The sequence below is a fragment of the Brachybacterium sp. FME24 genome, assembly GCF_014897705.1.
GTDB lineage: Bacteria > Actinomycetota > Actinomycetes > Actinomycetales > Dermabacteraceae > Brachybacterium.
In genome coordinates, this window is sequence record NZ_JABUXV010000021.1 from 39,515 (window position 1) to 50,829 (window position 11,315).

General features: G+C 72.8%; 11 protein-coding genes. 2 read left to right on the top strand and 9 right to left on the bottom strand.

The window, feature by feature from the left end; all coding sequences use genetic code 11:
• Positions 1-4 precede the first annotated feature (4 nt).
• The 8 genes from hemL to hemE form a co-directional block, all read right to left on the bottom strand.
• On the bottom strand, positions 5-1,327 hold the full coding sequence (gene hemL / locus INT51_RS18980; RefSeq protein WP_193106916.1) for a glutamate-1-semialdehyde 2,1-aminomutase: 1,323 nt from the start codon (positions 1,325-1,327) through the stop codon (positions 5-7).
• A 90-nt stretch (positions 1,328-1,417) separates the two neighbouring features.
• Positions 1,418-2,446: a porphobilinogen synthase gene (gene hemB / locus INT51_RS18985; protein ID WP_193106917.1), complete on the bottom strand. Its 1,029-nt coding sequence runs from the start codon at positions 2,444-2,446 to the stop codon at positions 1,418-1,420.
• 63 nt (positions 2,447-2,509) lie between these two features.
• Entirely contained in the window at positions 2,510-3,268 is a 759-nt protein-coding gene (locus INT51_RS18990) for a uroporphyrinogen-III synthase (protein ID WP_226985937.1), read from the bottom strand.
• A gap of 11 nt (positions 3,269-3,279) precedes the next feature.
• The gene (hemC, locus tag INT51_RS18995) at positions 3,280-4,287 is read right to left on the bottom strand and encodes a hydroxymethylbilane synthase (protein WP_193106919.1); all 1,008 of its coding nucleotides are present in this window, start codon (positions 4,285-4,287) and stop codon (positions 3,280-3,282) included.
• Positions 4,284-5,495 carry a ferrochelatase gene (locus INT51_RS19000; RefSeq protein ID WP_370540836.1) on the bottom strand — a complete coding sequence of 404 codons (1,212 nt, stop codon included), beginning with the start codon at positions 5,493-5,495 and terminating at the stop codon, positions 4,284-4,286. The genes hemC and INT51_RS19000 overlap by 4 nt, the downstream gene beginning before the upstream one ends.
• A gap of 47 nt (positions 5,496-5,542) precedes the next feature.
• Positions 5,543-6,280 carry a hydrogen peroxide-dependent heme synthase gene (gene hemQ / locus INT51_RS19005; protein WP_193106920.1) on the bottom strand — a complete coding sequence of 246 codons (738 nt, stop codon included), beginning with the start codon at positions 6,278-6,280 and terminating at the stop codon, positions 5,543-5,545.
• A gap of 58 nt (positions 6,281-6,338) precedes the next feature.
• Positions 6,339-7,757 carry an NAD(P)/FAD-dependent oxidoreductase gene (locus tag INT51_RS19010; RefSeq protein WP_193106922.1) on the bottom strand — a complete coding sequence of 473 codons (1,419 nt, stop codon included), beginning with the start codon at positions 7,755-7,757 and terminating at the stop codon, positions 6,339-6,341.
• A complete protein-coding gene (gene hemE / locus INT51_RS19015) occupies positions 7,754-8,794 on the bottom strand; it encodes a uroporphyrinogen decarboxylase (RefSeq protein WP_193106957.1) in 1,041 nt (346 codons plus the stop codon). Before hemE ends, INT51_RS19010 begins: the two co-directional genes overlap by 4 nt.
• Before the next feature lie 286 nt (positions 8,795-9,080).
• Here hemE and INT51_RS19020 point away from each other — a divergent pair, with 286 nt between their 5' ends.
• Positions 9,081-10,544: a glutamyl-tRNA reductase gene (locus tag INT51_RS19020; protein WP_193106924.1), complete on the top strand. Its 1,464-nt coding sequence runs from the start codon at positions 9,081-9,083 to the stop codon at positions 10,542-10,544.
• Between the two features lie 15 nt (positions 10,545-10,559).
• Here the strand turns inward: INT51_RS19020 and INT51_RS19025 are convergent, their stop codons facing one another.
• On the bottom strand, positions 10,560-10,961 hold the full coding sequence (locus INT51_RS19025) for a hypothetical protein (RefSeq protein WP_193106926.1): 402 nt from the start codon (positions 10,959-10,961) through the stop codon (positions 10,560-10,562).
• Between the two features lie 74 nt (positions 10,962-11,035).
• Here INT51_RS19025 and INT51_RS19030 point away from each other — a divergent pair, with 74 nt between their 5' ends.
• Entirely contained in the window at positions 11,036-11,314 is a 279-nt protein-coding gene (locus INT51_RS19030; protein WP_193106928.1) for a hypothetical protein, read from the top strand.
• Position 11,315 lies beyond the last annotated feature (1 nt).

Genomic DNA, 11,315 nt, shown 5'->3' on the forward strand with positions numbered 1-11,315 from the left:
CCTCTCAGGCCGCCGCGGCCGCCTTCGCCGCGCCCGGGAGCGCCTCGGCGATGCGGTCCAGCACCTCCTCGGTGTGCGCGGTGGAGACGAACCAGGCTTCGAATGCCGAGGGCGGCAGGTAGACACCCGCCTCCAGCATGGCGTGGAAGAACCGAGTGAAAGCGGCAGTGTCCTGCGCCTTCGCGTCCTCGTAGCCCACCACCGGCTCCTCGCGGAAGAACACCGAGAACAGCGTGCCGGCGCTCTGGATCACGTGAGGGACGCCTGCCGTGGTGAACGCGTCCGCCACCAGCTGCTGCAGGGTGCGCGATGCCGCGCCGAGCGTCGAATACGCCGCATCGTCGAGCCCCGCGAAGGTCGCCAGCCCCGCCGCGGTGGCCAGCGGATTTCCCGACAGGGTGCCCGCCTGGTAGACCGGCCCTGCCGGTGCCAGCAGGCCCATCAGGTCCCGGCGGCCACCGAACGCCCCCACCGGCAGGCCACCACCGATGACCTTGCCGAAGGTCATCAGATCCGGGGCCCAGGCATCGTGCGTGCCGGTGGGGCCGTCGATCCCGTAATAGCCCTCGCGGCTCGCTCGGAATCCGGTGAGCACCTCATCGCTGATCAGCAGCGCGCCGCTGGCGTGCGCAGTCTCGGACAGGAAGCGATTGAAGCCGACCCCGCCCTCCTCCCGCGGCGGGACGACTCCCATGTTCGCGGGCGCCGCCTCGGTGATCACCGCGGCGATCTCGCCGCCACGCTCGGCGAACAGTGCCGTGACCGCATCCCGGTCGCCGTAGGGCAGCACCACGGTGTCGCGCGCGGTGGACGCCGTCACGCCGGCCGAGCCGGGCATCGCGAACGTGGCCACGCCGCTGCCGGCCTCGGCCAGCAGCGCGTCGACATGCCCGTGATAGCAGCCGGCGAACTTCACGACCACATCGCGGCCGGTCGCCGCGCGGGCCACCCGCAGAGCGCTCATCGTCGCCTCGGTCCCGGAGTTGACCAGGCGCAGCTGCTCGATCGGCGCGATGCGGGAGGCGACTTCCTCGGCGAGCGTCACCTCACCGGGCTGGGGCGCCCCGAAGGACAGCCCGCGACCGGCGGCTTCGCGCACCGCGTCGACGACCTGATCGTTCGCGTGCCCAAGGATCATGGGCCCCCAGGAGCCCACCAGATCCACGTACTCGCGGCCGTCGGCGTCGTGCAGCAGGGCGCCCTTGGCCGAGGTGAGGAACGGCGGGGTCCCGCCGACGGAGCCGAAGGCCCGCACCGGCGAGTTGACCCCCGAGGGGATCACCTTCTGTGCGCGAGTGAAGAGATCTGCGGAGGAGGTGGTGGTCATGAGGGTTCTCCTTGTCGGACTGCGGGAGCAGGACGGTCGGGTGCGGGCAGGGCGCAGCTGGTGGGAGCGGTCAGCACGCGAGGGGTGGGGTCACAGGAACTCACGCAGATGCGCCGGCAGGCCGTCGCGGTACCAGCCGGCGACCTCGCTCGCGTAGTAGGTCAGCACGGTCGAGGCGCCCGCCCGACGGAACGCCAGCAGCGACTCCAGCACGGTGCGGTCGCGATCGATCCAGCCGTGCGCGGACGCGGCCTCGATCATCGAGTACTCGCCGGAGACCTGGTAGGCACCGACGGGAACAGGGGAGGCCTGCGCCACGTCCCGCAGCACGTCGAGATACGGCAGCCCGGGCTTGACCATCACCAGATCCGCGCCCTCGGCCAGGTCCAGCTCCAGCTCGCGCAGCGCCTCGCGGCCGTTCGCCGGATCCTGCTGGTAGGTGCGGCGATCACCCTGCAGCGAGGAATCGACGGCCTCGCGGAACGGCCCGTAGAAGGCAGAGGCGTACTTCGCGGTGTACGCGTACAGCGCGGTGTCGAGGTACCCGGCGTCGTCGAGCGCCTCGCGGATCGCGGCGATCTGGCCGTCCATCATGCCGGAGGGCCCCAACAGGTGAGCACCCGCTGCGGCCTGCGCGAGCGCCATCTCGCGGTACCGGACCAGCGTCGCATCGTTGTCGACGCGACCATCGGCGTCGAGCACTCCGCAGTGGCCGTGATCGGTGAACTCGTCCAGGCAGAGATCGGCCATGATCACGGTCGAGTCCCCCAGCTCGGAGCGCAGGCGCGTGAGCGCCCGGTTCAGGATGCCGTCCGGGTCGGTCGCGCCGGAGCCGATCGCGTCCTTGCGCTCCGGCACTCCGAAGATCATCACCCCGCCGACGCCGCGCTCGGTGGCCTCCGTCGCCGCCGCGACCAGCGAGTCCATCGAATGCTGGACGACGCCGGGCATCGAACTGATCGGGGAGCTCTCGCTCGCGCCCTCGCGCACGAACATCGGCAGCACCAGATCCGCGGGGCGCAGGGTGTTCTCCCGCACGAGGGAGCGCATCGCGGTGTTCGACCGCAGGCGTCGGGGGCGGTCGATCGGGGTGGGGCCGACGGGCATCGGGCTGGTCATGGGGGGGCACTCCTTCGAGCGACGGGGGCAGAGGTCCGGGGACAGAGGTCCGGGGGCAGAGGGTCAGGGGTCAGAGGGAGCAGGGACAGCAGGGCCGGCGCCCGGAGGCGACGCGAGGGCAGCCTGGACCGCGCGGGCGAGGGCCTCGTCGGTGGGCTCCTCGGCCTGGACGGCGACCCGCATCCCGGCGCCGCGGGCGGCGTCGCTGGTAGGGGCGCCGATCGTGACCACGGCAGTGGACTCGTGGACGCCGATCCCGGCCGCGGCGCGGGCGATCATCGGGCTGGTCAGCACGATCGCGGCGTACCCGCCACCGGTCAGGGTGCGGATGGTCGCCGCGGGCAGCTCGAGCAGTTCCGGACGGTAGGCGGTCACCCGGTGCACGCGGTAGCCCTTGGCTGCGAGCCCCTCGGGCACGGTCGCAGAAGCAGCGGCCGACGCCGGGAACAGGACGGAGGCCCCCCTGTCGGCGTCCGGCATCGCCTCCACCACTGCCGCCCCCGAGCCCGCGGCGACCAGATCGGCCGGGATGCCGGCCGCGGCAAGGGCCGCAGCGGTGCCCTCGCCGACGGCGACGATCTGTGTGGCCGGTGGCACGGCGACCGGGCCCATCGCGTCTACTGCGCTGCGGGAGGTGACGACGAGATGCGTGAAGGCCCCCGCAGCGAGGCTCTCGAGCGCCGAGGCCAGCTCCCCGCCCGTCTCCGGGACGAGGCGGATCTGCGGCCGATGCTCGACCGGGATGCCCAGCTCCTCGAGTCGGGACATCAGGGCGTCCCCCCGCTCCGCCGGTCGGGTGACCAGGACAGGGCGGGAAGGCATCGGCGCGCTCATCAGGCCTTCGCCTCGGCCAGGATCTCGCCGGCGCCCCGCTCCAGCAGATCGTCGGCGAGCTCCGCGCCCAGCAGGTACGGGATCGAGTCGGCGCCCGACGCATCATCGTCGGCGAGGTCGAAGGCGACGCGCGCCGTCCCCTCGACGACATGGGAACCGTCGGTGCGGATCGCGAGCGCGCGCAGGGACAGCTCCCCGCCGTCGATCTCGGCGAAGGCCGCGACCGGCGCGGAGCAGCCGGCCTCGAGGGTGCGCAGCAGGGCCCTCTCCGCGGTGACCGCAGCGCGGGTGGCGGGGTCATCGACCGCGGTCAGCGCCTCGCCGAACCAGGCCGGAGCGGAGTCCGGGGAGGCGCCCTCGAGCGCGGCGAGAGTCACCTCCACGGCCAGCGCACCCTGTGCGGGCGCCGGCAGCATGACCTCGACCGGGAGCAGCTGGCTGATCACGTCGCCCTTGCCCACACGCTGCAGGCCGGCGGCGGCGAGCACGACGGCGTCGAGGTCCGCCTCGGCGCCGAGGGCGCGGGCCAGGCGGGTCTCGATGTTGCCGCGGATCCCCAGCACCTCCAGGTCCGGGCGGGCACGCAGCAGCTGGGCCGCTCGACGCGGCGAACCGGTGCCGATCCTCGCCCCCGTCGGGAGCTGGTCCAGGGTCATCCCGTCACGGGCGCACAGCGCGTCGCGCGGGTCCTCCCGTGCCGGGATGCAGGCCAGGGCGATCTCCTCGAGCGGTGCGGTGGGCAGGTCCTTGCAGGAGTGGACGACCACGTCGACCTTCCCGTCCAGCAGGGCCTGGCGCACGGCGGTGACGAACACGCCGGTGCCGCCGATCTGTGCGAGCGGGCTGGTGCGGTCCAGGTCGCCGTGGGTGCTCACGTGCACCAGCTCGACCTCGCGCCCGGTGCCGGCCACCAGTGCCTCGCCCACCTGCTGCGACTGGGTCAGGGCGAGCTTCGAGGCGCGGGTGCCGATCTGCAGCGGTGACAGGAGCGGTGACAGGGACGTCATGACGAGGTACCGGCTGTGACGGCCTCGGCGCGGGCGCGCTCGACGTCCTGTGCGGAGTCCAGGGCGCTGGTGGTGGGGCGGCACATCCGACCCACGCAGCAGTTCACCCCGCACACATCGGGGGTGCCGCCGAAGTCGGTGACCACACGGCGCGGGAAGTCCGCGTCCAGCCGCTCCTGGATCAGGTCGGCCAGCGCCGCGATGAACCGGGGATTCTCACCGGAGGTCGCCACGCGACGGAAAGCCAGGCCGTGCTCCTGTGCGGTCTCCTTCGCCTCGGTGTCCAGGTCCCAGACCACCTCGACGTGATCGGTGACGAACCCGATCGGGACCACGACCACTGCGTCGGCCGTCTGGTCGGCGGCGAGCTGGGCGATCACGTCGTTGACATCGGGCTCGAGCCACGGGGTGTGCGGGGCGCCGGAGCGGGACTGGTACACCAACTGCCAGTCCGGCAGCTCCGGGGAGTCGTCGTGCAGCTGGTCCATGACCCAGCGGCACGCGGCCAGGTGCTGCTCGACGTACCAGCCGCCGGAGCCCTCCACCCGGGTCTCCTCGGGGCCGGAGGCCGCGGCCATGGCCGTGGGCACCGAGTGGGTCGAGAACAGCACGGCGACGCGCTCGGCGTCATGGCCCTGCACTGCGAGGCTCGCGAGTGCGCGGCCCAGGGAATCGACCACCGGCTCCAGGAAGCCCGGATGGTTGAAGTACACGCGCACCTTGTCGATGCTGACCTCGCCCGCCAGGGCGGTCTCCTCGAGCACCATCCCGAAGTCCTCGCGGTACTGCCGGCACGAAGAGTAGGAGGAGTAGGCACTGGTCACCAGGCCCAGAGCATGACGATGGCCGTCGGCGTGCAGAGCCCGCACCGCGTCGGCGTTGTAGGGCGCCCAGTTGCGGTTGCCGAAGTAGACGGGCAGGTCGATCTCACGGCGGGCGAGCTCCTGCTCGAGCGCGGCGATCATCGCCTCGTTCTGCGCGGTGATGGGGCTGCGACCGCCGAGGGCGCGGTAGTGGCCCGCCACCTCCTCCAAGCGCTCGTCCGGGATCCCGCGGCCACGGGTCACGTTGCGCAGGAAGGGGATCACGTCCTCCTGCCCGTCGGGCCCGCCGAAGGACGAGAACAGGATCGCGTCGAACGGCGTGGCCTCGCCGCGACGGGTGTGGGTGGGGGACGCGGGATCGACGGCGCGGGGGCGCTGCATCATCGGTGCGGTGTCAGTCACGGGTGTTCCTTCAGATGATCGGAGCGGGCTCAGGCGAGCAGGGCGGCGACGTCCTCGAGCGACGCGAGGCGGCGACCGGTGTGGAACGGCAGCTCGTCGCGCACGTGGAGGCGGGCGTCGGAGTAGCGCAGGTGGCGCATCATGTCGACCAGGTCGTGCAGGTCATCCGCTTCGAAGGACAGCAGCCACTCGTAGTCGCCGAGTGCGAAGGCCGCCACCGTATTGGCGTTGACCTGCGGGAAGTCGCGGCCCAGCAGACCGTGCTCGCGCAAGAGGCGGTTGCGCTCGTCGTCGGGCAGCAGGTACCAGTCGTAGCTGCGCACGAAGGGGTACACGGTGATCCACTGCTTGCGCTGGGCGCTGGGGACCATGAAGGACGGGACGTGGCCCTTCGCGAACTCGGCCATGCGGTGCACGCCGACGGAGGCCCATTCACGGTTCAGCCAGGTCCCCGGCAGCGAGTTCTCGAACTCGCGCAGGGCGGACTGCAGCGCCTCGGGCCTGTCGGCGGACAGCCACAGCATGAGGTCGTCCTCGGCGCGGAAGCCGGAGACGTCGTAGAAGCCCAGGATCTCGACGCCCTCAGCCTCCATGAGCTGGGTCGCCTCGCCGAGCGCGGTGGTGATCTGCTCGGGGGTGACCTCGCCGTCCTCGGTGAGCCCGGAGAGCCGACGGAACACGGTGTAGCTCGTGTAGCGGGTGATCTTCGCGAGCGCTTCGGGATCGGTGGTGTCCGTGGCGGGTCCGGGGTGCTGGGTGTCGGTCATGAACGGGGTCCTTCCGTCGCAGGTGAGGTGCTGGTCGTGCGAGTCGTCATGCAGGTCGTCATGCAGGGGACGCGGCATCGGCGCGGACGATCGCGTCGATGCCGGTGCCGGCCCTCCAGGAGCCGACGAGTTCGAGGGTGCGCGCCGGCGGGAGAGTCTCGAGCAGGCCGCCCAGCGCGTCGAGGGCTGCGCGATGCCCCGGCAGGGACTGGCGCATGGCGCGGTCCCAGTCGATCACACATGCGTCGAGCAGGTGCTCGCGCCCGACCTCCACGCCGAGGATGCGGGAGGCGTCGGTGAGGGCGAGATCCACGAGGGAGCCCCGCTCAGGCAGCTCCTCGCCGGGACGCCCGTAGGACAGCCGCACCACGTGAGGGCTCTCGGCCGACGGCAGGGCCTCGCGGGCCAGGCGCTGCACGTGCTCCCACTTGGCGCTGGCATGCGTGAGCGCCTTCGCGCGGATCCCCGTGGTGCCCGGCGCGACCAGGGCGCCGGTGCCGGAGGCGAAGGCGTCCAGCGCCGGCGCGTCGAGCACGAGCGCCACCAGGCGCACCGCGGCCGACGGGGCCTGCGGGATGGCGGCCGCGATCTCCGGCACCGCCTCGAGGAGCAGGCCCCGGGCGGTATCGGGCGGGCAGGCGAGGACCAGGTGGTCTGCCTGGAGCGTCTCGTCGCCGGTGGTGCGGACAGTCCAGCTCGAGTCCGAGTCCGAGTCCGAGTTCGAGTGTGCGGTGCTCGCGGCTTCGACGCCGGTGCGCAGGACCCCGCCGTCGGCCAGGATCTGCGCGGCCAGCGCTTCGGGCAGGGCCGCCATGGTGGGCGACAGGCTGTGCACGCGGGTGCCGGCGCTCGCGGTGGAACCGCCGCGCAGGCGCTTCACGGCGGCCGTCAGGGAACCGTGCTCCGCCAGGCCGGTGGTGAGCTGCGGCGAGGCGGCGGCGAATTCGAGGGTGGCCGGATCCGCAGAGTGCACCCCGCCGACCACCGGGGCCACCAGGCGCTCGAGCACCTTGGGTCCGAGTCGGTCGCGGACCACCTCCGCGACGGTCGCGCCGGGGCGGGCTCCGTAGCCGGAGGGCAGGAAACGCTCGAGGCTCGCGCGCAGGGCACCGGGCCAGCCGAGCACGGCGCGCGCGTCGGCCGCGAGCGGACGGGACGGGATACCCAGCAGCGAGGCTCCCGGGGCGCGGTGCGCCCCGGCGTCGGAGACCACGCGGCTGCCCAGGCCCTCGCGGGGGGACTGGACCCGCCCTGCGAGGCCGAGCTCGGTGACCAGGGCGTCGACCGCGCCGGAGCCGGTCGAATACGCCTCGGCGCCGGCGTTCAGCGCGACGTCCGCGACCGTGGTGGCCGCGATCGCGCCGCCGACGCTCCGGCCGGCCTCCAGGAGCACCACCTGGCGCCCAGCGCGCTGGTGGCGCCGGGCGGCGAGCAGCCCGGCCAGTCCGCCGCCGATCACGAGGGTGCGCTGCGTCATGCCCGGTGCGCGTCCTGCTCGTGGAGGAAGCTCACCAGGTCCGTCAGGACCTGCGGGTCCGTATCCGGCGCGACGCCATGGCCGAGGTTGACCACGTGCCCGCTCGCGCGCGCACCGGCGTCGAGGACGGCGCGCGCCTCCTCGAAGCGGGCCTGCTCAGAGGTGAACAGCACGGCGGGATCGATGTTGCCCTGCACCGGGGTCCCCGCGGGCAGGATGTCGAGCGCCTGGTCCAGGCGCAGCCGGTGGTCCACCCCCATCGCGGTCGCGCCGGCCTCCCACATCGGGGTGAGCAGGTGCGCGGCGCCGACACCGAAGTGGATGCGCGGCACCGGCAGATCCGAGACCCGGGCGAGGGCCGCGGCGGAGTGCGCCTGCACATGGGTGGTGTACATATCGGCGCTCAGCGCCCCCACCCAGGAGTCGAACAGCTGGACGGCGGAGGCGCCCGCGAGCACCTGGGCGCGCAGGAAGCGACCGGACAGCTCCGCGACCCAGGCGGCGAGGCGCGCCCACACCTCGGGCTGGGAGCGCATCAGCGCGCGGGTGCGCAGGTGGTCACGGCTGGGCCCGCCCTCGACCATGTAGCTGGCCACGGTGAAAGGGGCGCCGGCGAATCCGATCAGGGGAGTGGTGCCGAGCTCCGCGACGGTCAGGCGCACGGCCTCTCGGATCGGCTCGAGGGCCGCCTCGTAGTCGTCGCCGAGCGCGGGCAGGGCGTCGACGTCGGCCTCCGTGCGGATCGGGTGATCGAAGACGGGGCCCACACCGGGCTGGATCTCGACCCCGAGGCCCGCCTGGCGGGCCGGGACCACGATGTCGGAGAAGAAGATGCCGGCGTCGACCCGGTGGCGGCGCACGGGCTGCACGGTGATCTCCGCCGCCATGTCGGGGCGCACGCAGGAGTCGAGCATCGTGGTGCCCTCGCGCAGGGAGCGGTACTCGGGCAGGGAGCGCCCGGCCTGTCGCATGAACCACACGCTGGGGGTGTCTGCTCGGTCACCCCGGAGCTCCCTCAGGACAGAGGCGCCTGCCACACCGCCCTCGGCCACGGGCCGTCGGGCGGGGTGCTCGGCGGGCAGCGCGGAGAGCTCGGCAGGGGTCTCGGGGCGGATGGAGGACGGGGCCGGAGTGGGGGTGTCAGGGGTGGTGCCAACGGCCGGGCCTGCGGCGATCCCGGTTTCTGACACGCGTCGCGAACTATCTGACGCGATGTCGGCAAAAGGTGGCTCTGACGTGCTGTTCTGTGTCATGACGCACCTATTGTGCACATGCTTCCCGAGAGCGTGGAACACGCCGCCGGGCAGGCCTACACTGGCGCCCATGCTCGCTGCCCTCCGCGCCACCCACGAGCACGTCGATCTCGATGTGCTCGACGCCCTCACCCGGGGTGCGGACACCCTCCCCGCGGTCATCGAGGAGCTCCAGACGCAGCGCACCGCCGCGACCGGGGCCGCCCCGGTGGTCGCCGGCCAGGTCGTGGTGAGCACCTGCAACCGCTTCGAGGTGTACCTCGACACCGACCGCTTCCACGAGGGTCTGGATCTCGTGATCGACGCGATCGCCCGCACCAGCGGACTCGAGCGCGAGGCGGTCTCCCTCTGCTTCGACGCGGCGATGGACGCCCCGGTCCCGCTGCACCTCTACGAGGTCACCTCGGGACTGCGCTCCCTGGTGCTCGGCGAGGCCGAGATCGCCGGGCAGGTGCGCCAGGCCTACGAGACCGCGCGCCGGGACGGCCGCACCACCTCCATGCTCCATGACCTCTTCCAGCACGGCTTCCGCTGCGCGAAGCAGGTCGCCACCCAGGCACCCGTCGGCGCCGCCGGGCGCTCCGGCGCGGCCGTCGCGGTGGATCGGGCCGGCATCGAGCTGGGCGGTTTCGAGGGGCGCACCGCCCTCATCGTCGGCACCGGCGCCTACGCCCGACTGGGCCTCGCCGACCTCGCCCGCCGCGGCGTCACCGACCTGCGGGTCTTCTCGCCCTCGGGGCGCGCCGCGGGCTTCGCGCAGCGCCACGGTGCCACGATCATCGAACCGGACGGCCTGGATGCGGCGCTGGCCGACGCCGATCTGGTGCTGGCCTGCTCCGGTCGCGGCACCTCCCTGTTCCCCGAGCAGTTCCTCGCGGCGGGTCGCACCGTCGTGCTGGACCTCGCCCTGCACTCCGACCTGCACCCGCTGGTGCGTCACCTCAAGGGCGTCACCGTGCTCGGTCTGACCGATCTGAGGGTCGGCGTCGACGTGACGGATGATCCGGCGCTGGTCACCGCCCGGGGGATCGTCGCGGAGAACGTCGAGGCCTTCCGGGTGCAGCAGGAGGTGCGGCGGATCGACCCCGCGATGGCCGCTCTGCGCCGTGAGGTGGCCGACTCCGCCGACGACGAGATCGACCGCCTGCGCCGCGACGTCGCCGGGGAGACCGCCGACGTGCTCGAACGCAGCATCCGCAAGATTCTCGCGAAGGTCATGCACCAGCCGGCCGAACGCGCCCGACACCTCGCCGAGACCGGCTTCGCCGACGCGTACGTCGAGGCCTTCCACACCATCTTCGGGATCGACATCTCCACTGTTCGCGACGCCGCGGAGGCATCTCCGGGCGAGAACGGCGAGGGGGGCGAGGTCTCCCCGGCGGGCTGGATGCGCGTGGACCGCACGGTCCCGCCGCGCCTGGACGGCGAGGTCGCCGCGGCGCTGTCCTCTGCGGATCTCGGCCGCGTCGCGCTGCGCGAGGGGCGCTGCCCCGTGGACGCCGACGCCGGGTCGAGCGCCCCGCTGGACGCCTGACCCGGACTCTCGAGCTCAGCCGCGGCGGCGGAACAGGCCGCGGCGGGGGACTCGTCGGCGACCGCGGTCACCAGGGCTCGGTGCTGGCTCCGGCGGCTCCGGCGCGGTGATCTCCGCGAGCTCCGCCTGCTCGAGGCGGTGACCGTTCTCGTCGACCCAGTCGTCGGTCCAGCCGACGTCGGTCTCGTCGCGCGGCTGGTATGCGGCGCGCGGGCCGATATCGTCCTGCACGTCTGCGAGCTCGATCTCCAGGGGTGCCTTGACCTCCTCGCCGCGGTGCGGGACGGGGCAGGTCCAGAAGTACGGGCATCCCGGACATCCAGCGGTCTCCTCGTCGGGGGCCGCTTCGCGCTGCATCTGCACGCCGTCGATCTGCTGCAGCATGCGCAGACGCGACTCGTAGGGATTGATCTCCATGGCCTGCCCAGACTACTGCCCGCGTAGGATCATCCCTGCCCCCGACCACCGACCTGCCCCCGGAGTAGACCGCGATGAGCACCCCGCAGCAGCGCGTCCACGACGCCACCCGACGCCTGCTCGACCTGCTCGAGCACGGTGAGTCCCTGACCCCGGAGGCGATCGCGCTGCGCGGCGAGCTCGCCGAGGCCACGGCCGAGGCAGGGCACTTCGAGGATGCGTTCTACCAGGTCGACGAGCTGCTGAAGGACGCCCAGCGCGAGTACGGCCCGGACCACGAGAACGTGACGCGGGCGCGCGAGGTCATCGCGGTCGTCGAGCAGATCGCCCGACGCTCCGTCGAGGGCGTCTGAG

Coding starts and splice junctions, on each gene's coding strand:
- hemC (WP_193106919.1), bottom strand. CDS start 4,287: ATGACGTCCCTGTCACCGCTCCTGTCACCGCTGCAGATCGGCACCCGC.
- hemL (WP_193106916.1), bottom strand. CDS start 1,327: ATGACCACCACCTCCTCCGCAGATCTCTTCACTCGCGCACAGAAGGTG.
- hemQ (WP_193106920.1), bottom strand. CDS start 6,280: ATGACCGACACCCAGCACCCCGGACCCGCCACGGACACCACCGATCCC.
- INT51_RS19010 (WP_193106922.1), bottom strand. CDS start 7,757: ATGACGCAGCGCACCCTCGTGATCGGCGGCGGACTGGCCGGGCTGCTC.
- INT51_RS19030 (WP_193106928.1), top strand. CDS start 11,036: ATGAGCACCCCGCAGCAGCGCGTCCACGACGCCACCCGACGCCTGCTC.
- INT51_RS18990 (WP_226985937.1), bottom strand. CDS start 3,268: ATGCCTTCCCGCCCTGTCCTGGTCACCCGACCGGCGGAGCGGGGGGAC.
- INT51_RS19025 (WP_193106926.1), bottom strand. CDS start 10,961: ATGGAGATCAATCCCTACGAGTCGCGTCTGCGCATGCTGCAGCAGATC.
- INT51_RS19020 (WP_193106924.1), top strand. CDS start 9,081: ATGCTCGCTGCCCTCCGCGCCACCCACGAGCACGTCGATCTCGATGTG.
- hemB (WP_193106917.1), bottom strand. CDS start 2,446: ATGACCAGCCCGATGCCCGTCGGCCCCACCCCGATCGACCGCCCCCGA.
- INT51_RS19000 (WP_370540836.1), bottom strand. CDS start 5,495: ATGATGCAGCGCCCCCGCGCCGTCGATCCCGCGTCCCCCACCCACACC.